Origin of the sequence: Variovorax sp. OV700 (genome assembly GCF_900099805.1) — a bacterium.
Lineage (GTDB): Bacteria > Pseudomonadota > Gammaproteobacteria > Burkholderiales > Burkholderiaceae_C > Variovorax.
This window is the reverse complement of the sequence record NZ_FNDR01000006.1, coordinates 210,877-234,405: the sequence shown is the minus strand read 5'-3', so window position 1 is coordinate 234,405 and position 23,529 is coordinate 210,877. Positions and strand designations below refer to the sequence as shown.

The 23,529-nt window shown below is 66.1% G+C and carries 27 protein-coding genes; 11 read left to right on the top strand and 16 right to left on the bottom strand.

The features are described from left to right. Positions 1-18: 18 nt before the first annotated feature. Positions 19-576 carry a TIR domain-containing protein gene (locus BLR24_RS16345; protein ID WP_093018675.1) on the bottom strand — a complete coding sequence of 186 codons (558 nt, stop codon included), beginning with the start codon at positions 574-576 and terminating at the stop codon, positions 19-21. 7 nt (positions 577-583) lie between these two features. Beyond that, a complete protein-coding gene (locus BLR24_RS16340) occupies positions 584-1,438 on the bottom strand; it encodes a macro domain-containing protein (protein ID WP_093018673.1) in 855 nt (284 codons plus the stop codon). 428 nt (positions 1,439-1,866) lie between these two features. Between BLR24_RS16340 and BLR24_RS16335 the strand changes: the two genes are divergently transcribed. Genes BLR24_RS16335 through BLR24_RS16320 form a run of 4 tightly spaced genes read left to right on the top strand, consistent with a single transcriptional unit; the run spans position 1,867 to position 5,578 of the window. Next, a complete protein-coding gene (locus BLR24_RS16335) occupies positions 1,867-2,175 on the top strand; it encodes a FeoA family protein (protein ID WP_093018982.1) in 309 nt (102 codons plus the stop codon). Beyond that, a complete protein-coding gene (locus BLR24_RS16330) occupies positions 2,168-4,066 on the top strand; it encodes a ferrous iron transporter B (protein ID WP_093018671.1) in 1,899 nt (632 codons plus the stop codon). Before BLR24_RS16335 ends, BLR24_RS16330 begins: the two co-directional genes overlap by 8 nt. 28 nt (positions 4,067-4,094) lie before the next feature. Beyond that, positions 4,095-4,382: a DUF6587 family protein gene (locus BLR24_RS16325; RefSeq protein ID WP_093018670.1), complete on the top strand. Its 288-nt coding sequence runs from the start codon at positions 4,095-4,097 to the stop codon at positions 4,380-4,382. 5 nt (positions 4,383-4,387) lie between these two features. Beyond that, entirely contained in the window at positions 4,388-5,578 is a 1,191-nt protein-coding gene (locus BLR24_RS16320) for an FAD-dependent monooxygenase (RefSeq protein WP_093018668.1), read from the top strand. A 17-nt stretch (positions 5,579-5,595) separates the two neighbouring features. On the opposite strand, the gene BLR24_RS16315 is transcribed toward BLR24_RS16320, so the two are convergent. From BLR24_RS16315 to BLR24_RS16280, 8 genes are all read right to left on the bottom strand, one after another. Then, complete coding sequence (locus tag BLR24_RS16315; RefSeq protein WP_093018666.1) at positions 5,596-6,846, bottom strand: SMI1/KNR4 family protein; 1,251 nt, start codon at positions 6,844-6,846, stop codon at positions 5,596-5,598. 58 nt (positions 6,847-6,904) lie between these two features. After that, positions 6,905-7,741 carry a tryptophan 2,3-dioxygenase gene (gene kynA / locus BLR24_RS16310; protein ID WP_093018664.1) on the bottom strand — a complete coding sequence of 279 codons (837 nt, stop codon included), beginning with the start codon at positions 7,739-7,741 and terminating at the stop codon, positions 6,905-6,907. Between the two features lie 16 nt (positions 7,742-7,757). After that, entirely contained in the window at positions 7,758-8,243 is a 486-nt protein-coding gene (locus BLR24_RS16305; RefSeq protein WP_093018662.1) for a hypothetical protein, read from the bottom strand. A 13-nt stretch (positions 8,244-8,256) separates the two neighbouring features. Then, positions 8,257-9,543, bottom strand: a complete 1,287-nt coding sequence (kynU, locus tag BLR24_RS16300; protein ID WP_093018659.1) for a kynureninase — start codon at positions 9,541-9,543, stop codon at positions 8,257-8,259. A 10-nt stretch (positions 9,544-9,553) separates the two neighbouring features. Then, a complete protein-coding gene (gene kynB, locus BLR24_RS16295) occupies positions 9,554-10,204 on the bottom strand; it encodes an arylformamidase (protein ID WP_093018657.1) in 651 nt (216 codons plus the stop codon). Between the two features lie 75 nt (positions 10,205-10,279). Further along, entirely contained in the window at positions 10,280-10,588 is a 309-nt protein-coding gene (locus BLR24_RS16290; protein ID WP_093018655.1) for a YkgJ family cysteine cluster protein, read from the bottom strand. 20 nt (positions 10,589-10,608) lie between these two features. Then, positions 10,609-11,544, bottom strand: coding sequence for an ornithine carbamoyltransferase (gene argF, locus BLR24_RS16285; protein WP_093018653.1), 936 nt, complete (start codon positions 11,542-11,544; stop codon positions 10,609-10,611). Further along, positions 11,541-12,749 carry an aspartate aminotransferase family protein gene (locus BLR24_RS16280; RefSeq protein ID WP_093018652.1) on the bottom strand — a complete coding sequence of 403 codons (1,209 nt, stop codon included), beginning with the start codon at positions 12,747-12,749 and terminating at the stop codon, positions 11,541-11,543. Before BLR24_RS16280 ends, argF begins: the two co-directional genes overlap by 4 nt. Before the next feature lie 160 nt (positions 12,750-12,909). On the opposite strand from BLR24_RS16280, the gene BLR24_RS16275 reads away from it, so the two are divergent. Then, a complete protein-coding gene (locus BLR24_RS16275) occupies positions 12,910-13,239 on the top strand; it encodes a DUF3579 domain-containing protein (protein ID WP_093018650.1) in 330 nt (109 codons plus the stop codon). Between the two features lie 132 nt (positions 13,240-13,371). Here BLR24_RS16275 and rpsT read toward each other — a convergent pair whose 3' ends face one another. Continuing rightward, the gene (gene rpsT / locus BLR24_RS16270) at positions 13,372-13,686 is read right to left on the bottom strand and encodes a 30S ribosomal protein S20 (RefSeq protein WP_007831346.1); all 315 of its coding nucleotides are present in this window, start codon (positions 13,684-13,686) and stop codon (positions 13,372-13,374) included. 105 nt (positions 13,687-13,791) lie between these two features. Between rpsT and murJ the strand changes: the two genes are divergently transcribed. The 6 genes from murJ (at position 13,792) to BLR24_RS16240 (ending at position 19,040) form a co-directional block, all read left to right on the top strand. Further along, positions 13,792-15,345, top strand: coding sequence for a murein biosynthesis integral membrane protein MurJ (murJ, locus tag BLR24_RS16265; RefSeq protein ID WP_093018648.1), 1,554 nt, complete (start codon positions 13,792-13,794; stop codon positions 15,343-15,345). A gap of 108 nt (positions 15,346-15,453) precedes the next feature. Then, positions 15,454-16,305, top strand: a complete 852-nt coding sequence (locus BLR24_RS16260; protein WP_093018646.1) for a SirB1 family protein — start codon at positions 15,454-15,456, stop codon at positions 16,303-16,305. After that, a complete protein-coding gene (locus BLR24_RS16255; protein WP_093018644.1) occupies positions 16,305-16,733 on the top strand; it encodes a bleomycin resistance protein in 429 nt (142 codons plus the stop codon). The genes BLR24_RS16260 and BLR24_RS16255 overlap by 1 nt, the downstream gene beginning before the upstream one ends. Positions 16,734-16,864: 131 nt before the next feature. After that, on the top strand, positions 16,865-17,293 hold the full coding sequence (locus BLR24_RS16250; protein WP_093018642.1) for a YciI family protein: 429 nt from the start codon (positions 16,865-16,867) through the stop codon (positions 17,291-17,293). 26 nt (positions 17,294-17,319) lie between these two features. Then, positions 17,320-17,739 carry a YciI family protein gene (locus BLR24_RS16245; protein WP_093018640.1) on the top strand — a complete coding sequence of 140 codons (420 nt, stop codon included), beginning with the start codon at positions 17,320-17,322 and terminating at the stop codon, positions 17,737-17,739. Positions 17,740-17,741: 2 nt separating this feature from the next. Next, positions 17,742-19,040: an RNA polymerase sigma factor gene (locus tag BLR24_RS16240; RefSeq protein ID WP_093018638.1), complete on the top strand. Its 1,299-nt coding sequence runs from the start codon at positions 17,742-17,744 to the stop codon at positions 19,038-19,040. Between the two features lie 20 nt (positions 19,041-19,060). Here BLR24_RS16240 and BLR24_RS16235 read toward each other — a convergent pair whose 3' ends face one another. From BLR24_RS16235 to purM, 5 genes are all read right to left on the bottom strand, one after another. Then, the gene (locus BLR24_RS16235) at positions 19,061-20,056 is read right to left on the bottom strand and encodes a GlxA family transcriptional regulator (RefSeq protein ID WP_093018636.1); all 996 of its coding nucleotides are present in this window, start codon (positions 20,054-20,056) and stop codon (positions 19,061-19,063) included. Further along, on the bottom strand, positions 20,026-20,649 hold the full coding sequence (locus BLR24_RS16230; RefSeq protein WP_093018634.1) for a DJ-1/PfpI family protein: 624 nt from the start codon (positions 20,647-20,649) through the stop codon (positions 20,026-20,028). The genes BLR24_RS16235 and BLR24_RS16230 overlap by 31 nt, the downstream gene beginning before the upstream one ends. Next, positions 20,646-21,230, bottom strand: coding sequence for a cysteine hydrolase family protein (locus BLR24_RS16225; protein WP_093018632.1), 585 nt, complete (start codon positions 21,228-21,230; stop codon positions 20,646-20,648). The genes BLR24_RS16230 and BLR24_RS16225 overlap by 4 nt, the downstream gene beginning before the upstream one ends. Before the next feature lie 108 nt (positions 21,231-21,338). Then, complete coding sequence (locus tag BLR24_RS16220) at positions 21,339-22,403, bottom strand: AI-2E family transporter (RefSeq protein WP_093018630.1); 1,065 nt, start codon at positions 22,401-22,403, stop codon at positions 21,339-21,341. 39 nt (positions 22,404-22,442) lie between these two features. Then, positions 22,443-23,483, bottom strand: a complete 1,041-nt coding sequence (purM, locus tag BLR24_RS16215; protein ID WP_093018628.1) for a phosphoribosylformylglycinamidine cyclo-ligase — start codon at positions 23,481-23,483, stop codon at positions 22,443-22,445. Positions 23,484-23,529 lie beyond the last annotated feature (46 nt).

Genomic DNA, 23,529 nt, shown 5'->3' with positions numbered 1-23,529 from the left:
GAAGCTCAGGTATTCGCCTCAATCGCTGATGCCGAAGTTGCGGTACGCCTCGTCGCTGTAGACGCCCTTCCCGCCACCAGAGGGGAATTTATTGTGCGAGAACTGGCCGATTGCATCGTTCAGGGCGGCCTTCTTGAAAGGGATGTGGATGACATGAGCACTCCCGTTATTTATACGCGTTGCGAGTGCCTGGGGCCAGTATTGTGAGAGAGCCGCCGGATTGCGGATCGGCTTCTCGTAGATCGAGTACGTCGCAATGATCGGAATTTGATAGCGATCTATTGCCTGCTCGATTTCAAAGGGAACCCAATCATTGTCAAGGCGAGTCGTCTCACCAATCACGAGCACCATGTTCTTCGAATTCTTGAGTCGCTCATGCAGTGACCTTCTCAACGTGGCATGTAGACTCGAATCGCGGACGGCCGCCGCCTTGTCATGGCTATTGATGATCGTAAAGTCATCATCGGTCTTTGCAGACCAGGCCTTCATTAGATTGTAGTAATCAATGTCAGTTTTGCCGGGACGGTTGTTTCCGTCCGCATGAAAGGCGACGTACGTTCCATTTCGGTAGGCCATTGTTCATCTACTCCTTCCAGTGCTTTTTTACGTCTCTGAGGTCAATTTGGTCAAAGCGGTCGCGATGCAACACTATGCGAATTTTGTTGGTAATTGGCTTTGCCTTTGTTTCGGTGATCGCAGACAGGATAATTAAGTTCAACAAATCGCGAGTCGGTAGTCCAAGCCCAGACAAACCGCTTCCTACCAGCGGTACGTTTACAGGGTGACCGTTGGCTTCCGAACGCGCACGTTTCCAGAGGTCATTTAAGGCCTGCCACATTAATGTTACATCTGAAAATGCCTTGCAATCCTGAGGATTTGTCTTTGCAAATGCAAAACACAGGTATCTATCCTGATTCACGGCGACGAGCGCACTTGCCCCTATCGGATAGGCTTTCGTCTTGCCTTCCACCTTTTCTGGAACATCCACGTACTGCACCATCTTTAGTTCGTCATCCACTTGCTTGTCGAATGAATCAGGGTGGCCGCCAAAAGAGCTTCTGATGAAAATTCCATGCAAGCTCTTGTCTGAAACTGGTCTGCCGAGTTTGCTGTCGAAAAATTCATTCACCGCAATCACGCGAATCCCGTCCTGGGCAAATAGGTCATCAAAAAGAATCTCGATGACTGCATTGGAGTTCGCCACGCTGATCTCGATGCGCGACGGTTTCCAGACCCTTTTCAAGGCATAGATCACACTGATCGCAATGACAATCCAAAGGGCGAACTTGCCCTTCAGCTCAATACCCGGCACGAAGAAGTCAATCCCTTGCCCTAATGTCGACAGTACACTGAAGGCAGTAAATCCATATACGAGCAGGAGGAGGGGTTGCCGCCGTATACCCACAATGAGATCGATTAAGGATTGAATCGGGCGCATGCTGAAATCAAATTTTGAATGGATTACCCGTTGTACGGTAGCGAGCTCTCACCAAGTTTGTGTCTGCGTCGCGCACTTCGGGTCCGTTCCGTTTTGGAACGTGGATTGGAGACGTCCAGCGGCACAACCATGGCTAGGCGAGATGGTGCCAGCCAGTTGCCGGTCGCTACCGTCGGCTTCCGGCCGATTCCGGCTGTTGGTCCGCATTCTGCCGTGCTCACGGCCGGCACTCCGCAGCGGCGAGCGCGGGTGCCCCTCGGCGCCGGCTAACGAAAGCTCAGTGGCGCCTTGCCGAGGCGAGCCCACGTTTCGAGAAAAGGGCAGACCTGCATGGTCAAAGGGCCAAGGTCAGGTTTCTGCGATTGAGAATTGATAGCATCTAGGCTTTGCTCATTTGGCGCGCTCGGATTCCGGCGCACTTTCTTACCGTGCAAACCAACAATTTCGGCGCCGCGCCGGCATCGTCCAGCCTGCGGCTCGACCAGCTTCCCGACAACCAATGGGCCACGGTGCTCGACGTGGCCCGCCCGGATGGCGCGGATGACCGCGACCTCGTCCTGCGCCTGACCGAAATCGGCTTCGTGCCGGGCGAAGCCGTGCGCATCGTTGCTAGCGGCCTCCCCGGGCGAGAGCCCCTGGCGGTGCGGCTGGGCCACACCACTTTTGCATTGCGCCGCCACGAGGCCGCGCTGATTCACGTGGCACCGGGCGTGCTGGAAGGCGCACGCCATGGTTGAAGCCGTCATCCAGGGGCCGGGGCGCCTCGCGGCCACCGCACAGCCGGGGCGCATTGCGCTGCTGGGAAATCCCAACTGCGGCAAGACGGCGCTCTTCAACCTGCTCACCGGCAGCCGCCAGAAGGTGGCCAACTACGCCGGCGTGACTGTAGAGCGCAAGGAAGGCCTGCTGCGCACCGCATCGGGCCGCCGCGTGTTCGTGCTCGACCTGCCGGGCGCCTACAGCCTCAACGCGCTTAGCGCGGACGAAGCCGTGACGCGCGACGTGGTCACCGGCAAGAGCAGCGAGCCGTTGCCCGACCTGCTGGTGTGCGTGACCGACGCCACCAACCTGCGGCTCAACCTGCGGCTCGTGCTCGAGGCCAAGCGCCTCGGGCTGCCGATGGTGGTGGCGCTCAACATGACCGACATGGCCAAGAAGCAGGGCATCGCCGTCGACACGGCCGTGCTCTCCCGCGAACTGGGCGTGCCGGTGGTCGAGACGGTCGGCGTGCATTCGGGCGGCGCACAGGGCCTGCTCGAGGCCCTGGATGCGCCGGTGGCCGCCGCCGCGCCGCAGCAGCCCTGGCAGGCGCCGGGGCTCGACGACGTGCTCGCCACGCAGCGCGAAGTGCGCCGCATCCTCGGCATTGCCGTGCGCGAGCCGGTCGGCAGCCTGGCCACCAGCGACCGCATCGACCGCGTGGTGATGCACCCGGTGTGGGGCATGCTGGTGCTCGCCGCCACGATGTTCCTGATGTTCCAGGCGGTGTTCAGCTGGGCCAACGTGCCGATGGACGCCATCAAGGCTGGCACCGAGGGCCTGGGCAACCTGCTCAAGGCCCACATGCCCGAAGGCATGCTGCAGAGCCTGCTGGTCGACGGCGTCATTGCCGGCGTGGGCGGCGTGATCGTGTTCCTGCCGCAGATCCTGATCCTGTTCCTGTTCATCCTGGCGCTCGAAGATTCGGGCTACCTGCCCCGCGCCGCATTCCTGCTCGACCGCGTGATGGGCACCGTGGGGCTTTCGGGCCGTTCCTTCATTCCGCTGCTGTCGAGCTTTGCCTGCGCCATTCCCGGTGTGATGGCCACGCGCACCATCAGCAATTGGCGCGACCGCATCACCACCATCATGATTGCGCCGCTCATGACCTGCTCGGCGCGCCTGCCGGTCTACGCGCTGCTGATCGCGGCCTTCATTCCGGCGCGCACCGTGGGTGGCGTGTTCAACCTGCAGGGCGTGGTGCTTTTCGCGCTGTATGTCTTCGGCATCGTCTCGGCGATGGCGGTGGCCTGGGTGATGAAGCGCTTCCGCGACAACCAGCAGCATTCGCCGCTGATGATGGAGCTGCCGGCGTACCGCTGGCCCAGTCTTCGCAACCTTGCTGTGGGTTTGTATGAACGAGCCTGGATCTTCCTCCAGCGCGTGGGCACGATCATCCTCACGCTCACCATCCTGCTGTGGTTCCTGTCGACCTTTCCGTCGCCGCCCGAAGGCGCCACGGGCCCCGCCATCCAGTACAGCCTGGCCGGCATGATCGGCCGCGGGCTCGAACACATCTTTGCGCCCATCGGTTTCAACTGGCAGATCTCTATCGCGCTGGTGCCGGGCATGGCGGCGCGCGAGGTGGCGGTGGGCGCGCTCGGCACGGTGTATGCGCTCTCGGCCAGCGGCGACGACGTGGCGGGGCAGCTCGAGCCGCTGATCGCGGGCAGCTGGTCGCTTGCCACCGCGCTGTCGCTGCTGGTCTGGTACGTGTTTGCGCCGCAGTGCATCTCGACCCTGGCGGCGGTCAAGCGCGAGACCGGATCGTGGCGCTACGTGTGGATCATGGCGGGCTACCTGTTCGGCCTCGCTTATGCGGCATGCTTCATCACCTATCGCGTCGCGGTGGCGCTCGGAGCAGGTTAAAACCTGCAATGAAAGGCTTGAAGAAGAAATGACACAGCAACTGATCGTCGGATTGATCGTCGCGGCCGCCGCGTTCTACGCGGTCTGGCGCTGGATGCCCGCGGGCTGGCGGCGCAGCGCGGCGCGCAAGCTCGCGACGGGCACGCACCGTGCCGGGCTGGTCGACCAGCAGCGCGCCGACCAACTGGCCGCCTCGCTCGCCAAGACTTCGGGCTGCGGCTCCTGCGACAGCTGTGGCAGCTGCGGCCCCAAGGCAGCCGGCAAGAAGGAATCCGACGAAGCCGGCCGCGGCGCGCTGTCCACGCACAGCCGCTGAGGCCGATGCCCGCACACATCCTCGTCGTCGGGGGCGGCATCGGGGGGCTCGCCAGCGCGCTGGCACTCTCCGGCGGTCGCCACCGGGTCGACGTCTTCGAGCAGGCGGCCGCGATCGGCGAAATTGGCGCCGGCATCCAGATTGGCCCCAACGTCACGCGGCGTCTCCAACAGCTGGGCTTGGCCGATGGCCTTGCGGCCGTTGCTGCATGCCCCGAGGCATTGGTGGTCCGGAGTGCCGGCAGCGGCGCCGAGCTGGCCCGCCTGCCATTGGGTGATGCCATGCGCCACCGCTATGGCGCCCCCTATCTTTGCGTGCATCGCGCCGATCTGCATTCGTTGCTGCTCGAAGCCGTGCGCGCGCGCGGCACCGGCGCCCTGGTGACCGATGCGCGCATCGCGCAGGTCGAGGTCGGCGACGATCTCGTGTGCGTATCGAGCAGCGGCGCGCGGGCCTGGGAGGGCGAGGCACTGGTCGGTGCCGACGGCCTCTGGAGCGTGGCGCGCCAGCGGCTCGATTCGCCATCGGCGGCCGAGCCTCCCCGTGTCACGGGCCACACGGCCTGGCGCGGGATCGTTGCGCAGACTGATTTGCCGCAGGCGCTGCGTCGCCAACGGATCGACGTGTGGCTCGGCCCGCGCCTGCACGCGGTGGCATACCCGGTGCGCGGCGGCGCCTGGCTCAACGTGGTCGTCATCGCCGAAGCCGCACCAGCCGGCGATGCGCAGGACTGGGACCAGGCCAGCAGCCTGGCCGCGCTGCAGCAGGCCACGGGACGCAGCGGCAGCGGCAGCGGCCTGCAAGCCTTGCTCGAAGCCATGCCTGGCTGGCGCGCCTGGACCCTCAGCGACCGCCCTCCGCTAAGTTCCGCAGCCGAGATGGCCCACGAGCGCGTCGCGTTGGTGGGCGATGCCGCGCATCCGATGGTGCCCTACCTCGCGCAGGGCGCGGGCATGGCCATCGAGGACGCGGTGGCCTTGGCCGAAGCGCTCGGCGAAGGCGCGGCGGCCGAGGTGCCGGCCGCCTTTGGCCGCTATGCCGAGGCACGCTGGCAGCGCAACGCCATGGTGCAGGCAAGGGCTCGCCGCAACGGGCAGGTCTTTCATGCCACCGGCCCCATGCGCCTGGGCCGCGACATTGCGATGCGCGCGCTGGGCGCGCGACTGCTCGACCAACCCTGGCTGTACGGGGGCTGACGGCCGCCGCGCCAGGCTCAGAGCCTGAACGCCTGCAGGTGTTCGATGCGCTCGGCCAATCCCTCGGCACCGAGGTAGTGGCCATGGGAGCCATCGCGAACTTCGAGCAGCGTGGCCTCGAGTTCGGCCAGCATCGCATCGCGTTCAGCAGCGAATGCGGGCTGCACGTCGATGCCGGCCTGCGCGCAGGCATCGGCGATCAGGTGCGCGCTCGCCGGCGCACCGCAGGCAGCGCAATTGACGATGGCGCCCACGCTGGCCTCCGCACCGTTGGCGAGCAGTGCGCTCGTGAGTTCGGGCGAAATCTGGCCGTCGATGTTGCGCAAGGCGTCGGCCGCCACTGGCGCACCCGCGCGCACCAGCGCCATGGCCGCGGCGAAGGCGTCCTTGCCGATGGCCACGTCGGTGGCCAGTGCGCTGCCTTGCTGCGGGCCGTCGAAACTCACGCCCGCGGCCGCGAGCTCGGCCACCAGGTCCGCGTCGTCGGTGGCTAATGCATGGTGCAGCGCCGCACGTGCCGTCGCCGGCAATCTGCGCAGCGTTCCATCCGCCAGCGGCGTGCGCCAGTCGATCACGGCGCGGCAATAGAAGGCCACCAGCTTGTCCATCAAATCGAGATCCAGGCCGTGGTCCTGGTGCCTGTCGTCGAGGTACTGGAGCAGGGCCTGGCCCGAGAAATAGTCGCTCGTGGGCGTCAGCGGGTTTTCGTCGAGGTGCAGGGCCGCAAAGGCGCCGCGCAGATCGGGTGCGATGGTGCTCACGCCGTCTTCGTGCAGCGCATGCGTCCAGGCCGGCGGCAGTCCCTGTTTCCATGCGGTGATGTGCCCGTGCTGGGGACCGGGCTCGACCACCGCGTAGACGCGGTCGAGGTATTCGAAGCCGCCGAAGGGCAGGTGCGTGAGCTTGCCGCTCCAGGGGCGGCTTTCTTCTTTGGCGGCCTCTTCTGCCAACTCCTGTTCATGCCCGATCCAGCCCTGCAGATCGCGATAGCCGTCGCTGCCGTCCCAGAAAAGCTCCGACCAGCTGACGGATTCCACGTTGCCGTTCATCAGCAGCGACAGGTCGTAGTCGAGCCGGCCGCCGGCCGTTTGCCGCCACAGCGTGGCCAGGGCCTCGGGAATCGGCCCCGCGCACTGCGCTTCGATTTCGGCAATGCGCGGCTCGGCCATGGGTGGTTGCGCATCGAAGATCACGCGGTCCGCGAACAGGACCACGCGATGCTCGCGCAGGGTTGCAAGCTCTTCGAGCGAGAACTGGACATCGTTCATGGCAGTGCCTCCGTTGTTGCCAATGTAGCGGTTTGTGCAAACGAGGCAACAACTCGCATCAAAGATCGGTGCGCAGCTTCCAGATTTCGGGGAACAGCACCACGTCGAGCATCTTGCGCAGATAGCTCACGCCGCCCGTGCCGCCGGTGCCGCGCTTGAAGCCGATCACACGCTCCACCGTGGTCACATGGCGAAAGCGCCAGAGACGAAAGGCGTCTTCGAGGTCGGTGAGTTTTTCGCCGAGCTGGTACAGCTCCCAGTGGTCGTGCGGGTTGCGGTACACGATGAGCCATGCCGCCTCGACGCCGTCGCTGGCCTCGTAGGGCTGGGTCCAGTCGCGCTCCAAGTGGTCGGCGGGCACCGGAAGGCCACGGCGCGCGAGCAGCTTCAGCGACTCGTCGTAAAGCGAAGGCGAACGGTAGGCCGCGTCGACCTGCGCCAGCAGATCGACCCGGTGCGCATGCGGCTTGAGCATCGCGGCGTTCTTGTTGCCGAGCGCGAATTCGATGCAGCGGTACTGCGCGCTCTGGAAGCCGCTGGAGTTGGCCAGGTACGGGCGCATTGCCGTGTATTCGGGCGGCGTCATGGTCGAGAGCACGGTCCATGCGCTCACCAGCTGTTCCATGATGCGGCTCACGCGCGCGAGCATCTTGAAGGCGTCGGCCAGCTTCTCTTCGGCGATGCAGCGGGTGGCGGCGCGCAGCTCATGCAGCATGAGCTTCATCCAGAGTTCGCTGGTCTGGTGCTGCACGATGAACAGCATCTCGTCGTGCGCGGGCGAGAGCGGATGCTGCGCATTGAGGATCTCGTCGAGGTGCAGGTAGTCGCCGTAGCTCATCGACTTGCTGAAGTCCAGCTGCGCCTTCTCTTCGTGAACGATTTTTTCGGTGCTCATGATGTTTGCTGGCCAGTCATCGCGAGACCACGGCGGTGTAGGAGGGGCGACCCGGGATCGAGTCTTTCCGGGGGTAGACGAAGCGCACGACATCGGTCTTGCGCTTGAAATCCTGGTAGGTCTCGCCGCCGGGAATGCGGCCCTTTTCGGCAGGGGCATAGCCCGCGGCGCGAACCTCCTTGATCAGCCGGTCGAAGGCGGCCTTGTCGGTCAGCGAGAGCTCGACGCTGTTCTCGCTGGCGCGGCTTTCAACATAGGTGGACTTCATGAGGCGGACGGTCTCGTCATCGACCATCTTGTCGTATTCGATCATGCTGACCTGGTCTGTCACCGTCCTGTCGACGTAGGAGAAGCCCTGGGCCTTGACTTGCTGGCGGAAGGCATCGGGCGTGAGCGCGGCGAAGGCTTTGAGTTGCTCCAGCGTGAAGCTGGCTTGCTGTGCAAAGGCCGGTGCGGCCAGCATCAGGAGCGATGCGAAGAGGGCGATCAATCGGTGTTTCATGGGGAGGTTCTGCTCAGGTCACTGCGTTCTTGCGGTTGAATTCTTCGCGCTTCCACTCGCCGGATTCGAGCACCTGCACCAGGTGCTCGACGGAGTTCCACACGTCCTCGAAGCCCAGGTACAACGGCGTGAAGCCGAAGCGCAGGATGTCGGGCATCTGCGAATCACCGGCGCGGTAGTCGCCAATCACGCCGCGCGCGATCAGCGCCTGCACGATGGCGTACGCGCCTTCACCGCGGCTCAGGCACACCTGCGAGCCGCGCTGTGCGTGTTCGCGCGGCGTGACCAGCGACAGGCCCTGGCCCGCGCAGCGCTCTTCGACAAGTTCGATGAAGAGGTCGGTGAGTGCGAGCGACTTGGCGCGCAGCGCGGCCATGGCGCCTTGATCCTTGTCGAATGCTTCGGCGGCAAGCACGGTGTCCAGGCCGCATTCCAGCCCCGCCAAAGCGACGATCGGCTGCGTGCCGCAGAGGTAGCGGCCCACACCCGGTGCGGGCCGGTAGTGCGGCGTGAACTCGAAGGGCGCCGCGTGACCCCACCAGCCCGACAGGGGCTGCTCGAATTTGCCCGCATGCCGCGTATGAACCCACGCGAAGGCGGGCGCGCCCGGCCCGCCATTCAGGTATTTGTAGCCGCAGCCGATGGCGTAGTCGGCATTGCTGTCGTTGAGCGCCACAGGCACGGCGCCAGCGCTGTGCGCCAGATCCCATACGGTCAGCGCGCCGGCGGCATGCGCCGCGGCGGTGATGGCCTTCATGTCATGCATGGCGCCGGTGCGGTAGTTGACGTGCGTGAGCATCAGCACGGCCACTTCGTCGGTCAGCACCGAACCCGGGCCTTGCAGTTCGCCCGCCTCGATCAGCTTGAGCGTGAAACCGCGTTCGCGGCAAAGGGACTCGGCGATGTAGAGGTCGGTCGGGAAGTTGCTGCGCTCGCTCACCACCAGCTTGCGCCCGGTGTCCTTTTGCTGCGAGAGCGCCGCGAAGAGCACTTTGTAAAGGTTGACCGAGGTGCTGTCGGTGCACACCACTTCGCCCGGCGCTGCGCCGATCAGCCGCGCCACCTTGTCGCCCAGGCGTTGCGGCAGGTCGAACCAGCTCGCGGTGTTCCACGAGCGGATCAGGCCCTGGCCCCATTCCTGGGTGACGACTTCGGCGATGCGCGCCGGCGCGGCCGTGGGCAGCACGCCGAGCGAATTGCCGTCGAGGTAGATCACGCCTTCCGGCAGTGTGAATTGGTCGCGCAGCGGGCGCAGCGCGTCTTGCGCGTCGAGCGCGCGGCAGTCTTCAAGAGTCGTCATGGGCAGGGTTTCAGCGTGAAAGTTCGCGCAGCACGGCGCGGACGGGGGAGGCATCGGCGCTGACCAGCTTCAGCGGCAGCGCGATGAGTTCGTAGTCGCCCTCGGGCACCTCGTCGAGCACGAGGTTCTCGAGCACGCGCAGGTCGAGGCGGCGGATGCGCTGGTGGCTTTCCAGCGTCTTGCTGTCGGCCGGGTCGATGCTGGCGGTGTCGATGCCGATGAGCTTCACGCCCATGGCCGCCAGGCGCTCGATGGTGGCCGGTGCGTAGGCCGCGAGTTGCGGGTCCCAGCGGTCGATGGGCATGGCGCCGTAGGTGCGCACCAGCACGCGCGGTGGCAGCTGGCTGGTGATGGCATGCGCAATGTGCTCCCACTCGATCAGCGGGCCCTTGGCAATGGCATGGATCACGCGGCAGGGGCCGATGAAGGGGGCCAGATCCACGAGGCCGATGGTCTGGCCTTCGGGGTCGTAGTGCAGGGGCGCGTCGGCGTGCGCGCCGACATGCGGTGAGAGCTTGATCTCGCTGACGTTGACCGGGCAATCCGGCGAAATGGTCGCAGCCCAACGCTGCTGGTAGGGCGTGTCGCCGGGAAACACCGGCGTGCCTTCATGCACGGGCGGTGAAATGTCCCAGATGCGTTGCGGATGTGATGAAGCCATGGCGCGAAGTTAGCGCCCGGCGAGGGGTCGTGGTGTCGGTTATTTCCAACACCATGCGTGACCAGATGAACCGGGTCAGTGATCGAGCGGCGGCAGCCCGTGCCGCGAGCGCGCCCGCTCGCAGGCGTCGCTGCCGGCCTGCAGCTCGTGGCACGGGTTGGGGCGCCATTCGTAGATGCCGCAGGCCACGGCGTGGCCGATTTTGCCGGTCAGCGCCGCGCAGCGCATCGGCGTGTGGTCGGTGCCGCGCATGCGGCAAAGCGCATCGTTCACCTCGACCGCGAGGCCCGACGGCACGCGCCCGCCGTTGTCGTCGAGTTCATGCACGCTGAAGTCGACGCGGTAGCTGGCGCAGCAGGCGCCGCATTGCTGGCAATCGGACACGCGGCCACGCCCTCAGCTGTTCAGAGCTTGCCCAGGAGCAAGAACTCCATCAGCGCCTTCTGCGCATGGAGCCGGTTCTCGGCCTCGTCCCACACCACGGATTGCGGGCCGTCGATGACCTCGGCCTGCACTTCCTCGCCGCGGTGCGCGGGCAGGCAGTGCATGAAGAGGGCGTCGGGCTGTGCGATGCGCATCATGTCTTCGTCGACGCACCAGTCGGCAAAAGCCTTGCGGCGCGCCTCGTTCTCGGACTCGTAGCCCATGCTGGTCCAGACGTCGGTGGTCACCAGGTCGGCGCCGCGGCAGGCTTCCATCGGGTCCTTGAAGACCTGGTAGCTGTCGGCCGAGCGCAGGCCCGCCACCGACTGGTCGACCTCGTAGCCGCTGGGCGTGCTCACGTGCACCTTGAAACCCAGGATCTCGCTCGCCTGCAGCCAGGTGTTGGCCATGTTGTTGCCGTCACCCACCCAGGCGACGGTCTTGCCTTGGATGGAGCCGCGATGCTCGATGTAGGTGAAGATGTCCGCAAGGATCTGACAGGGGTGGAACTCGTTGGTCAGGCCGTTGATCACCGGCACGCGCGAATGCGCGGCGAAGGTGTCGATCTTGGTCTGCTCGTAGGTGCGGATCATCACGATGTCGACCATGCGGCTGATGACCTTGGCGCTGTCCTCGATGGGCTCGGCACGGCCCAGCTGGCTGTCGCCGGTGGTCAGGTGCACCACGCTGCCGCCGAGCTGGTACATGCCGGCCTCGAAACTCACGCGGGTGCGCGTGCTGGCCTTCTCGAAGATCATGGCCAGCGTGCGGTCGGTCAGCGGCTGGTGCTTTTCGTAGGTCTTGAACTTCTTCTTGATGATCGCCATGCGATCGAAGAGGTAGGCGTATTCGTCGGCCGTGAAGTCCGAGAACTGCAGGTAGTGGCGGATGGCGTTGGGCGTGGTGGCGGTCGTCATTGCGCTACGGGCTCCGACAGAAAGGTTTTCACCAGGGGCGCGAGGATGGCGACGATCTCGTCGGCCTCGGCAATGCTCAGGATGAGCGGCGGCACGAGGCGGATCACCTTGTCGGCCGTGACGCTCAGCAGCAGGCCCGCGTCGCAGGCGCGGTTCAGGATCACGCCGCAGGGCCGGTCCAGCTCGATGCCCAGCATCAGGCCCTGGCCACGGATTTCCGTCACGCCCGCGAGGCCGCCGATTTCGCGCTCCAGCGCGCTCTTGAGGTGCTCGCCCACCGCGGCGGCGTTCTCGAGCAGCTTGTGCTCTTCCATGATGCGGATGGTCTCGATGCCGGCGCGCATCGCGAGCGGATTGCCGCCGAAGGTGGTGCCATGGTTGCCCGGGCCGAAGATGTTGGCGGCCTTGGGGCCAGCCACCACGGCGCCGATCGGCACGCCGGAGCCCAGGCCCTTGGCCAGCGGCATGACGTCGGGCTTGATACCGGCCCACTGGTGCGCGAACCACTTGCCGGTGCGGCCCATGCCGCATTGCACTTCGTCGATCATCATGAGCCAGTCGCGGGCGTCGCACAGGGCGCGCACCTGCTTCAGATATTCCCAGCGCATCGGATTGATGCCGCCTTCGCCCTGGATGGTTTCGAAGAACACCGCGACCACGTTGGGGTTGCCCTCGGTGGCTTTCTTGAGCGCCTCGATGTCGTTCAGCGGCACGCGGATGAAGCCCTCGACCAGCGGGCCGAAGCCGGCCTGAACCTTGGGGTTGCCGGTAGCCGACAAGGTGGCGATGCTGCGGCCGTGGAACGCGGCTTCGTACACCACGATTTCGGGCCGCTCGATGCCCTTGTCGTGGCCGAACTTGCGCGCGAGCTTCAGGGCGGCTTCATTGGCTTCCAGGCCGGTACAGCAGAAGAAGGCATTGGTCAGGCCCGACAGCTCGGTCAGCTTGGCGGCCAGCTGTTCCTGCCCGGGCACGTGGTAGTAGTTGGAGCTGTGGATCAGCTTGCTGATCTGGTCCTGCAGCGCGGGCACCAGCTCGGGGTGGTTGTGGCCCAGCGTGTTCACCGCAATGCCCCCGAGACCGTCGAGGTAGGCCTTGCCCGTGGTGTCCCAGACTCGGCAGCCCTGGCCGTGCGACAGCGCGATCGGCAGGCGACCGTAGGTGTTCATGACGTGGGGCGAGGTGGGCTGGGCGGTAGCGCTCATTCGGTTCTCCAGAAAGGGAACCGCGGATTCTAGGCGTGCCCCATGGCGGCTTCGTTGAGGATTCCGCATCACAGCAATGCCCCCTGCCCAGGAGGCAAAAGTGGGGCGGATAGAATCTCTTGTTGCACCGCAGCACCCGCTCCGGGCGCCTCATTCAACGATGATTTCCCCCACTGCCAAAGAAATCTTCATCCAGGGCATCACCCATGATGGCCGGACTTTTCGACCGAGCGACTGGGCCGAGCGGCTCGCCGGCGTGATGTGCTCTTTCCGGCCCGGCGGTGCGTATCCGGGGAGCCATTTGAGCTATTCGCCCTGGTGCGTTCCAACCACCATCAACGGGGTCAAGTGCGTGGTCGTGAATCGCGCCCTGCGCGATGCCGAGCCCATGGCCTGGGACTTCTGCGTCAATTTTGCGCGGGACAACGATCTGCAGGTGGCCGAAGCCTGCCTGGTCCCCGACGCGCCGGTCGCACCACTCAAAACCTGAGCCAGCGCTTCCACTCCAGGAAGCGATCGGACATGAAAAAACCGCCCGAAGGCGGTTTTTTACACTTTGCTGCAGCGCACCCCGATCAAACGGCGGATCGGAGAATTCCGATCCGGGCTTGCCTGACAGGTGTCAGGCGGCGGCCTTTTCAGGCGCGAGGGCGAGGGCCTTGACCTTCGCCGACAGGCGGCTCTTGTCGCGAGCTGCCTTGTTCTTGTGGAAGATGCCCTTGTCGGCGACGGTGTCGACGATGCTCTGGGCCTTCGCGAAGAGTTCGCTTGCCTTGGTCTTGTCGCCGGCCAGGACGGCCTTTTCGACATTCTTCACGGCGGTGCGGTATTTGGAGCGCAGCGAGGTGTTCGCAGCGTTGAGCTTGGTGTCCTGGCGGACGCGCTTACGGCCGGAGGCGAGGCGCGGGTTCTTTTTCTTGGGCTTGGCGGATGCCATGATTTAGTTCCTTAGGTGTCTGAGGATGATGCAGCAAAGCCCTCCATTATAGGCCGGGTTGGCTTTTTCGCCGAATCGCTGCTTGGCGGGCCCTACACTCGCCCCGTGTCCCTGCTCAAATCCGCTTCCACCGTTTCCCTGCTGACGCTCGCATCGCGGATCACGGGCCTTGTGCGCGACGTGCTCTTTGCCTCGGTATTCGGCGTCAGCGCCCTGACTGACGCCTTCAACGTCGCGTTCCGCATTCCCAACCTGTTCCGCCGGGTTTTCGGCGAAGGCGCCTTCAGCCAGGCTTTCGTGCCGGTGCTCGCAGCGCGCAAGAGCGAGGCCGGAGAGGAGGGCGCCAAGGCGCTGATCGACCACGTCGCCACGCTGCTCACCTGGGCGCTGGTGGTCCTGTGCGTGGCCGGGGTGGTCGGCGCGCCCTGGATGGTGTGGGCCATGGCCAGCGGGCTCGCGGGGTTCGATGCGGCCGTGGTCATGACGCGCTGGATGTTTCCCTACATCGGCTTCATGTCGCTCGTGGCGCTGGCGGGCGGCGTGCTCAATACCTGGCGCAAGTTCGCGGTGCCGGCCGCTTCGCCAGTGTTGCTGAACCTTTCGCTCATTCTTGCCATCGTGGTGGGCGCACCGCTGTTCAGGCGCTACGGCATCGAGCCCATCTATGCGCAGTGCGCCGGCGTGCTGGTCGGCGGGGTGCTGCAACTGGCGCTGCAAGTGCCCGCCCTGCGCGCCCTGGGCCTCATGCCACGCATCGGCGCCAGCTGGACGGCGCTGCGCACCGCCTGGACCGATCCCACCACGCGCAAGGTCATGAGCCTGATGCTGCCCGCGCTGCTGGGTGTCAGCGTGGCGCAGATCTCGCTGCTCATCAATACGCAGATCGCGTCGCACCTGGCCACGGGCAGCGTGACCTGGGTGGTCAATGCCGACCGGCTGATGGAATTCCCGACCGCCATGCTGGGCGTTGCGCTCGGCGTGGTGCTGATGCCGCAACTGGCCGGCGCGCGCGCCGCCAAGGACGACGAGCGCTATTCGGCTCTGCTCGACTGGGGGCTCCGGCTGGTGGTGCTGCTCTCGGCGCCCTGTGCCATTGCCCTTTTGCTGTTCTCGCAGCCGCTGGTGGCCGTGCTGTTCCACAACGGCGCCTACGGCGACGAGGACGTGAAGCGCACCACGCTGGCGCTCATGGGCTACGGCGTCGGGCTGGTGGGCATCGTGGCCATCAAGGTGCTGGCGCCGGGCTACTACGCCAGGCACGACATGCGCACGCCGGTGATCATTGCCGTGTCGGTGCTGGTGCTGATCCAGGTGCTCAACGTCTTCCTGGTACCGGTGCTTCAGCACGCCGCGCTCACGCTGACCATCGGCATCGGCGCGGTGGTCAATGCCATCTGGCTCCTGGTCGGGCTGATCCGCCGGGGCAGCTACAAGCCCGAGCCGGGCTGGGGCAAGTTCATCCTGCAGGTGGCGGCCGGCACGCTGGTGCTGGCCGCCTTGCTGGCCTGGGGCTCGCACTATTTCGACTGGATCGGCCTGCGCGCCCAGCGGCTGCATCGCATCGGGCTGCTGGCTGCGCTGATCGCGGGTGCGGGGCTGCTGTATTTCGCTGTGCTGGCGGCCGTGGGCGTGCGGCTGCGCAGTTTCATGCGCCGGTAAGGGGCTCGGACGGTGCTCGGTGGGAGCTCGCGCAACAGGGTTGTTTGCAAATTGTGCAAGCTGAAAACACCGCCTTGACGCTCCCCGAATGCTCCTCTACAAAGACACATGACGTTCAGCTTTCAGGTTCCCACCGCACTGGCTTATTTCGAGTCGCTGGTGCAGAGCGATGACCACTTTCCGCTGCTCGAGGCGGCCGCGAGCCTTGCGCAGGACGAATACCCCGACCTCGACGTGCAGCAGGTGCTCGGCGACGTCGACCAGCTGCTTGCGCGCCTGAAGCGCCGGCTGCCGGCCGATGCCGCGCCGCTGGCCCGGCTGCGCGCGCTCAACCAGTTCTTCTTCAACGACCTGAACTTCGGCGGCAACGTCAACGACTACTACGACCCCGACAACAGCTACCTGAACGCCGTTTTGCGCACGCGCCGCGGCATTCCGATCTCGCTGGCGGTGTTGTGGATGGAGCTGGCGCAGGGCCTGGGGCTGCAGGCGCGTGGCGTCGGTTTCCCGGGCCACTTCATGCTCAAGGTCACGTTGCCGAAGGGGCAGGTGGTCATCGACCCTTTTACCGGCAAATCGCTCTCGCGCGAAGAACTGGGCGAGAGGCTCGAGCCGTACAAGCGCAGCAACGGGCTGGTCGGCGACTTCGACGTGCCGCTGGGCCTGTACCTGCAGCCGGCCAGTTCGCGTGAAATCATCGCGCGCATGCTGCGCAACCTGAAGGAAGTGCACCGTGCCCAGGAGGACTGGCAGCGTGCCATTGCGGTGCAAGACCGGCTGATTGCGCTGCTGCCCACCGCCTGGGGCGAATACCGCGACCGCGGCATCGCGCATGCCGAGCAGGGCAACACCGCGGCCGCCGTGCGCGACCTCGAAACCTACCTAGAGCACGCGGAAGACGCGCTCGACGTCGACGCCATTGCCGAGCGCGTAGCCGCATTGCGGCGCGCGGCCAATTGATGGACGCGACGGACGGCGTGGCTGCCGCGCCCGATCTCGGCACGCTGCACGAATTCCACGGTGTGCAGCCGGTGCTGCCGGTGTCCGACGTCACGCGCGCCGCACGCTGGTTTCGCGACGTGCTGGGCTTCGAGCTCGACTTCATCGCCGGCGAGCCGCCCAGCTATGCGCGGGTCAAGAAGGGCGACCGCAGCTACGGCGATCCGGTCTACCTGCGGCTGTGGCAGTGCAACACGCGCGGCACGCCGCCCTGGCGCGGCGAAATCGTGATTCACGTGGGCAAGGACGTGGACGGCCTGCACGCCGCCTACGTCAAGCGCGGCGTGACGGTGGTCGAGCCGCCGGCCTCCCAGCCCTGGGGCCTGCGCGAATTCGCGATCCGCGAGCCGGATGGACACATCCTGCGCTTCTGCGGCTATTTGCCCTGAGTTTCTGATACAAATAATTACAAATGGATCGACGCGGACGTGTCGATCCGTATTTCGCTCGTCCGACGTGTGAACAGGAGCACGTGGTTTTTGCGGCTCCCCCAACCTCATCAACCTTCAGGAGAAAAGACATGCGATTCATGGTTCTGGTCAAGGCCAACAAGGATTCCGAAGCCGGCGTGATGCCGAGCACCGAGGTGCTCACCGCCATGGGCAAGTTCAACGAGGAACTGGTCAAGGCCGGCGTGCTGCTGGCGGGCGAAGGGCTGCATCCGTCGTCCAGGGGCGCCCGAGTGCGCTGCGAAGGGCTGAAGCGCACCGTGATCGACGGCCCCTTCGCCGAGACGAAGGAACTGCTCGCGGGTTTCTGGCTGCTCCAGGTCAAGTCGAAGGACGAAGCCATCGAATGGATCAAGCGCAGCCCGTTCCAGGAGGGCGAGATCGAGATCCGCCAGGTCTTCGAAGCCTCCGATTTCGGCGACTCGATGACGCCCGAACTGCTGGCGCAGGAAGACCGCCTGCGCGCGGAGGCCGAGGCCCGCGGCAAGGCCGGCAGCTGAGCCGGCCGCACCCAAGGAGACCCACCATGCGATTCATGCTGCTGATGATTCCCCACGGCTACGAAACGGCCGCGCCGGGCACCATTCCCGACGACGTCGATGCGGTGGCGGCCATGATGGCCTACAACGAGTCGATGCAGAAGGCCGGCATTCTGATCAGCTGCGACGGCCTGCACCCGCCCTCGATGGGCGCGCGCGTGAGCTTTCCGGGCCGCAAGCCCAAGGTGGTCGATGGCCCTTTCGCCGAGGCCAAGGAAGTGCTCGGCGGCTACTGGATCATCGACGTGTCTTCGCGTGCCGACGCCATCGAATGGGCCACGCGCTGCCCGGGCGGCGAGAACGAGGTCATCGAGGTCCGGCAGATCCAGGAGATTGCCGACTTTCCGCCTGAGGTGCAGGCCCTGACAATCGAATTGCCGTCGATGCAGGCGGTCAAGAAAACTTGACCATGAGCGCTGCGCCTCGCGACGAGGCAGCCATCCACCGCAGCATCGAGGCGGTGTGGCGCATCGAATCCGCCAAGATCATCGCCACTGTGGCGCGGATGGTGCGCGACGTGGGCCTGGCGGAGGAGCTGGCCCAGGACGCGCTGGTTTCCGCCCTCGAGCAATGGCCGGAATCGGGCGTGCCCGACAACCCCGCGGCCTGGCTCACCGCAGTTGCCAAGCGCCGCGCCCTCGACCGGTTGCGGCATGGCCAGCTGGCGGAACGCAAGGCACCCGAGATCGGCCGCGAACTCGATGCGCAGCACGAAATGGCGCAAGCCGATTTTGCCGAAGCGGTGGATGCGGCCATCGACGACGACATCGGGGACGACCTGCTGCGGCTGGTGTTCACCGCCTGCCACCCGGTGCTTTCGACCGAGGCGCGCGTGGCGCTCACGCTGCGGCTGATGGGAGGCCTCACGACCGATGAGATCGCCCGTGCCTTCCTCGTGCCCGAAGCCACCGTGGCGCAGCGCATCGTGCGGGCCAAGCGCACGCTTCTCGAAGCGCACGTGCCCTTCGAGGTGCCGCGCCGGCACGAGCTCGAGGCGCGGCTCGCGTCGGTGCTCGAGGTGCTCTACCTGATCTTCAACGAAGGCTACTCGGCCACCGCCGGCGACGACTGGATGCGCCCCGCGCTGTGCGACGAAGCGATGCGCCTGGGCCGCATCGTGGCCGAGCTGATGCCCGACGCGTCGGAGGTGCACGGCCTCGTGGCGCTGATGGAAATCCAGGCCTCGCGCACGGCGGCGCGCATGGGTCCGTCGGGCGAGCCAGTGCTGCTGCTCGAGCAGAACCGCGCGCGCTGGGACCAGATGCTGATTCGCCGCGGCTTGGCCGGACTGGCGCGGGCGGAAGCGCTGGTCGGCGCTCACGGCCCCTATGCGCTGCAGGCCGCCATTGCCGCCTGCCATGGCCGAGCGCGCACCGCGGAAGAAACCGACTGGGCGCGCATCGCCGCGCTGTACGACGCGCTGGCGGAGTTGTCGCCTTCACCCATCGTCGAACTGAACCGCGCCGTCGCGCTCTCGATGGCCTTCGGCCCGGCCGCCGGACTCGAAGTGGTCGATGCGCTCGTGGGCGAGCCGGCATTGCAGAACTATCACCTGCTGCCTGCGGTGCGCGGCGACCTTCTGCTCAAGCTCGGCCGCCGCGAGGAGGCGCGCAGGGAATTCGACCGCGCCGCCTCGCTCACGCGCAACACGCGCGAGAAGACATTGCTGCTGGCGCGCGCCCGGGCCTGCACACTGCCGGAAAGCTGATTCTCGGAGCCTCTGCGGCGCTAGGCTTTGGACAGCGATGTGGAAGCAGATGGTGAGCCGGGCAGCCCGAACTGATGCCATGCGCGCCGCAACTGCGTGTCCGATCCGAAGCCCGAGATTTCCGCCGCCCGCGTCACGCTCGCACCCGAGGCCAGCGCGAGCTGCGCCGCCGCCAGCCGCAGCCGCCGCAGGTAGGCCAGCGGCGCAACGCCCGCATGCTCGACGAACAACCGCGTGAGGTGACGCGCCGAGGTGTGGGCCACTTCCGCCATCCGGGGCACGCTCCAGTCGGCCTGGGGCTGTTCGCTGACGGCGTCCTGCACCCGGTGGAGGGCGGCATGCAAATGGTTGCGGTAGGCCAGAAAGGGCGACAGCTCCGGGTCGTGCGGGCCGCGCCGCTGCGCTACCACCATGGTCTGCGCCACCTGGGCCGCCAGCGGCTCGCCGCACACCTCCGCGATGCGGTGCAGCACCAAGTCGATGCCGGTCGTGACGCCCGCGCTGCTGTAGACCGGCGGATCGATCACGAACACGCGGTTGGCCACGACGTCGCAGCGCGGTTCTACCGCGCGCAACTCGTCCAGGTGGTGGTGGTGCGTGGTGACGCGCCGGCCCGCGAGCGCACCGGCATGCGCAGCGAGCAGGGCGCCGGCGCAGACCGTGACCAGCTCGAGACGGCCGCGCTCGAAGCGCTGCCCGCGCAGCCAGTGCAGAAGATCCTGGGTCTCGGCGTTGTCCACCGGGATGGAGTCGCCGGGCAGCCCGACGAGCACTATCCAGGCCGGGCCGTTCCATTGCGCCGGCAGCGGCGCGAGATTGGCGAGCGCAACCCCCACGGAACCGATCGACGTGGGGCGCGGGCTTGCGAATTCGATCTCGAAGCGCTCGGGCTGGCCCGCCGCGCGCAACCGCTGGTTGGCGATGCGCAGCGCCTCCGCGGGGCCGGCCCAGTCGAGCACCAGGCTGCCCGGCAGCAGCACGAACACTACGCGGATGGGTTGCTGCAGGAGGTCCATGCGTAGTCCATCTGGCGCGCCGTGCGTTCGGCCAGCGCGCGGCCGGACAGCCTTTCGACCAGGTACAGGCTCATGTCGATACCGGCGCTGATGCCCGCGGAGCTGACGACGCGGCCGCTGTCGATCCAGCGCTCACCTTCGCGCACGTCGAGGGAGGGGAACTGCTCACGGAGGTCCGCAATGTCTTCCCAGTGGGTGGTGACGGCCTCATGCGCGACCACGCCGCTTTTGGCCAGCAGGAAGACGCCGGTGCAGACCGAGGCGACGAGCTGCGCGCCGGCCGCGCATTCGGCGATCCAGCGCAGCGTATCGGAGCTCGCCATCGGCGCGTCGACCACGCCGCCGGGCACGATCAGCACGTCGGCTTCGGGGCTTGTGGCCAGGTCGTGGTCCGCCAGCAGGCGCAGGCCGGCGCGCGCCTGCACGGGCTGGCCGTTGCGCGCGAGCGCCACGGACGCCACCTCGAACGGGGTTGGCGTGCCGAGGTTCATCCGCCGGCTGACGCGGCTCGCGGTGGTGAACACTTCGAAGGGGCCCGCGAAGTCGAGCGCTTCGACGCCTTCGTAGGCGAGGATTCGTACGCGCAAAGTCATGCCGCCGCTCCTTCGCTGGCTTGGGCGCGGGCTCTTTGCAGCGCCTGCGCAACGCTGCAAACGGTGGCAAATCGGCCGTCCAGCACGGCCGCGGTGCGCGCCTTGATGTCGGCCGCAGCCAGCGGCCGGCCATCGGGCTGCACCATGTCGAAGGTCAGTGTGGCGTCGGTCACGTAGTCGACCTCCCAGCCCAGGTCGGAGGCATGGCGCGTGGTGGTTTCGCAGCATTGCTCGGTGCGGATGCCGCTCACGATCAGCCGGCCGATGCCTTGCTGCGTGAGCCAGACGTCGAGGCCGCTGTTGACCAGCGCGCTGTGGCGGTGCTTGGTGAAGGTGGCCGCGGCGTCGAACGGTGCCAAGCCTTCGATCGGCCGGACGAAGCCCGACTCGACCGCAAAGGGATGGCTTTCGATTGCGGGTTCGTCGACATGGAAGATGCGAACGATCGGGACATCGGCGGCCGAGCAGCCTTCGATCAGCGCGTTCTGCGCGGCGAAATACGGGTGCGCGACACTTTCGGACCAATAGGCGCGCTGCCGGAACGATTCCTGGGCGTCGATCACAATCAGACAGGATTTCATGGGTGCGGGCTCGAAGGGCGGAGTGAATGATGCCTCCTATTCTTCAGTGTCGCCAGCGCCCGGTCCGCGCCAAAGCAGACCAGAACCGATCAGATCAGGACATGAGTTCTACACGAGCTCGGCGGCCTGCAGCTCTTTCTTGAGGTACGCGTAGAAAAGCGGCGCCGCCACCAGGCCGGCCGGGCCGAAAATCGCTTCGGCCACGAACATGACGGCCAGCAGTTCCCACACGCGCATCTGCGTGCGGCTGCCGACCACCTTGGCGTTGATGACGTATTCGGCCTTGTGAATGACGATCAGGAAGACAAGGCAGGCGAGCGCCGTGATCGGAGAGACCGACAGCGCCACCAGCGTGATCACCGAATTGCAGACCAGGTTGCCCACGATGGGCACCAGGCCCGCCACGAAGGTCAATGTGATCAGAGCCGGCGTGTAGGGCAGGTGGGGGCCCCAGAGCGGCATCAGGAACAGCAGGAAGATGGCGGTCAGCAGGGTGTTGAAGGCCGCGATCCAGAACTGCGCGGCAACGATCTGGCGAAAGGCCTCGCCGAAGATGGTGATGCGCCGGTACAGCTGCGCAGCCAATGGCCGGTGCCGCAATGGCGGCGGCGCAATGGCGGCCAGCCCGCCCACGATGAGTCCGACGTAGGCGAACAGCAGACCGCCCAGCCATGCCCGGCCGGCCAGGGCCAGCGAACCGGCCTGCGCCCGCAGGTAGTTGGCCACCACGCGTTGCACTTCGGCCGCGCCTTCAGGCAGGTAGACCGCAATTTCTGGAGGCAGCTTGAGCCGCAGTTCGAGCACCGTGCGGGCCGTGTAGTCGAGCAGGTCTCGGTACTGGTCGGGCGCATCGAGGATGTACTCCCGCGCCTCCGACAGGCCGAGAGAAATCAGCGCAATGGGAGCGAGCAGCATCAGCGTGACCGCCAGGAACCGGGCCAGCACGCCGGCACGCAGCGGCGGCAGCCTCAGCCGCGCCAGGCCATTGCCGATCAGGCGTGCGAACCAGCGCGTGGCCAGAAAACCGATGCACACGCACAGAAGCCCGGGCAGCAGGTGCTCCCACATCACCAGCAGCAGGGCGGCCGGCATCAAGAGGTAGCTGGCCAGCACCACGTTGCGGGAAGCAGGCTTGGGCTTGGTGTCGATGGTGACGAGGGTGGGTTTGGCCATCAGGGTCCGGGTGCTGCGCGCGAGCCTCGGAGGAAAAGATCAGCCGACCACTACAGCGGCACCCGCGGCGCGCTCGGCGATGGTGCCGATTTCATGCACCGACTCTCCGGCTGCGCGCAGCGTGGCGGCACAGGCGGCGGCCTCGGCCGCATCGATCACCACCACCATGCCGATGCCGTTGTTGAAGGTGCGGTTCATCTCGATGTCGTCGATGCCCGCCACCTTCTGCAGCCAGGCGAAGAGCTCGGTTTGCGGCCAACTGCCCTTCTTGAGGTGGGCCGCCGTGCCTTCGGGCAGCACGCGCGGAATGTTCTCGAGCAAGCCGCCACCCGTGATGTGGGCCAGCGCCTTGATCGGGTGCTTGGCCAGCGCCTCGAGCACCGGCTTCACGTAGAGGTGGGTGGGTTCCATCACGGCTTCGCGGAAAGGCTTGCCGTCGAGCGTGGCCGGCAGATCAGCACCCGCGCGCTCGATCACCTTGCGTACCAGGCTGAAGCCGTTGGAGTGCACGCCGGCCGAAGCCAGGCCCAGCACCACGTCGCCGGGCTTCACGTTCTGGCCGGTGAGGATCTTCGACTTTTCGACCGCGCCGACCGCAAAGCCGGCCAGGTCGTACTCGCCGGCCGGGTACATGCCCGGCATTTCGGCGGTTTCGCCGCCGATCAGCGCGCAACCGGAGATTTCGCAGCCGCGTGCGATGCCGCCGATCACGGCCGCGGCCGTGTCCACGTCGAGCTTGCCGCAGGCGAAGTAGTCGAGAAAGAAGAGGGGCTCGGCGCCCTGCACCAGCACGTCGTTGACGCTCATGGCCACCAGGTCGATGCCGACCGTGTCGTGCATGTTCCATTCGAAAGCCAGCTTGAGCTTGGTGCCCACGCCGTCGGTGCCGCTCACCAGCACCGGCTCTTTGTAGCGCTTGGGCACCTCGAACAGCGCGCCGAAGCCGCCGATGCCGGCCAGTACACCTTCGCGAAGGGTCTTCTTGGCGAGGGGTTTGATACGGTCGACCAGGGCGTCGCCGGCATCGATATCGACACCGGCATCCTTGTAGCTGAGCGGGGTGGGCGTAGGGGAAGTCATGGTCGGACGGTGTCGAGAAAAGGGGCGGGAAGGAGACGAAGAGGTA

What these genes read in the sequence shown, in the direction of transcription:
- BLR24_RS16245 (WP_093018640.1), top strand. Translation starts at nt 17,320, where the DNA reads ATGCGATTCATGCTGCTGATGATTCCCCACGGCTACGAAACGGCCGCG.
- BLR24_RS16340 (WP_093018673.1), bottom strand. Translation starts at nt 1,438, where the DNA reads ATGCGCCCGATTCAATCCTTAATCGATCTCATTGTGGGTATACGGCGG.
- purM (WP_093018628.1), bottom strand. Translation starts at nt 23,483, where the DNA reads ATGACTTCCCCTACGCCCACCCCGCTCAGCTACAAGGATGCCGGTGTC.
- BLR24_RS16315 (WP_093018666.1), bottom strand. Translation starts at nt 6,846, where the DNA reads ATGAACGATGTCCAGTTCTCGCTCGAAGAGCTTGCAACCCTGCGCGAG.
- kynA (WP_093018664.1), bottom strand. Translation starts at nt 7,741, where the DNA reads ATGAGCACCGAAAAAATCGTTCACGAAGAGAAGGCGCAGCTGGACTTC.
- BLR24_RS16220 (WP_093018630.1), bottom strand. Translation starts at nt 22,403, where the DNA reads ATGGCCAAACCCACCCTCGTCACCATCGACACCAAGCCCAAGCCTGCT.
- BLR24_RS16345 (WP_093018675.1), bottom strand. Translation starts at nt 576, where the DNA reads ATGGCCTACCGAAATGGAACGTACGTCGCCTTTCATGCGGACGGAAAC.
- kynU (WP_093018659.1), bottom strand. Translation starts at nt 9,543, where the DNA reads ATGACGACTCTTGAAGACTGCCGCGCGCTCGACGCGCAAGACGCGCTG.
- BLR24_RS16250 (WP_093018642.1), top strand. Translation starts at nt 16,865, where the DNA reads ATGCGATTCATGGTTCTGGTCAAGGCCAACAAGGATTCCGAAGCCGGC.
- BLR24_RS16235 (WP_093018636.1), bottom strand. Translation starts at nt 20,056, where the DNA reads ATGGACCTCCTGCAGCAACCCATCCGCGTAGTGTTCGTGCTGCTGCCG.
- BLR24_RS16240 (WP_093018638.1), top strand. Translation starts at nt 17,742, where the DNA reads ATGAGCGCTGCGCCTCGCGACGAGGCAGCCATCCACCGCAGCATCGAG.
- BLR24_RS16325 (WP_093018670.1), top strand. Translation starts at nt 4,095, where the DNA reads ATGACACAGCAACTGATCGTCGGATTGATCGTCGCGGCCGCCGCGTTC.
- BLR24_RS16280 (WP_093018652.1), bottom strand. Translation starts at nt 12,749, where the DNA reads ATGAGCGCTACCGCCCAGCCCACCTCGCCCCACGTCATGAACACCTAC.
- kynB (WP_093018657.1), bottom strand. Translation starts at nt 10,204, where the DNA reads ATGGCTTCATCACATCCGCAACGCATCTGGGACATTTCACCGCCCGTG.
- BLR24_RS16260 (WP_093018646.1), top strand. Translation starts at nt 15,454, where the DNA reads ATGACGTTCAGCTTTCAGGTTCCCACCGCACTGGCTTATTTCGAGTCG.
- argF (WP_093018653.1), bottom strand. Translation starts at nt 11,544, where the DNA reads ATGACGACCGCCACCACGCCCAACGCCATCCGCCACTACCTGCAGTTC.
- BLR24_RS16225 (WP_093018632.1), bottom strand. Translation starts at nt 21,230, where the DNA reads ATGAAATCCTGTCTGATTGTGATCGACGCCCAGGAATCGTTCCGGCAG.
- BLR24_RS16330 (WP_093018671.1), top strand. Translation starts at nt 2,168, where the DNA reads ATGGTTGAAGCCGTCATCCAGGGGCCGGGGCGCCTCGCGGCCACCGCA.
- BLR24_RS16320 (WP_093018668.1), top strand. Translation starts at nt 4,388, where the DNA reads ATGCCCGCACACATCCTCGTCGTCGGGGGCGGCATCGGGGGGCTCGCC.
- BLR24_RS16275 (WP_093018650.1), top strand. Translation starts at nt 12,910, where the DNA reads ATGATTTCCCCCACTGCCAAAGAAATCTTCATCCAGGGCATCACCCAT.
- BLR24_RS16305 (WP_093018662.1), bottom strand. Translation starts at nt 8,243, where the DNA reads ATGAAACACCGATTGATCGCCCTCTTCGCATCGCTCCTGATGCTGGCC.
- BLR24_RS16230 (WP_093018634.1), bottom strand. Translation starts at nt 20,649, where the DNA reads ATGACTTTGCGCGTACGAATCCTCGCCTACGAAGGCGTCGAAGCGCTC.
- BLR24_RS16255 (WP_093018644.1), top strand. Translation starts at nt 16,305, where the DNA reads ATGGACGCGACGGACGGCGTGGCTGCCGCGCCCGATCTCGGCACGCTG.
- rpsT (WP_007831346.1), bottom strand. Translation starts at nt 13,686, where the DNA reads ATGGCATCCGCCAAGCCCAAGAAAAAGAACCCGCGCCTCGCCTCCGGC.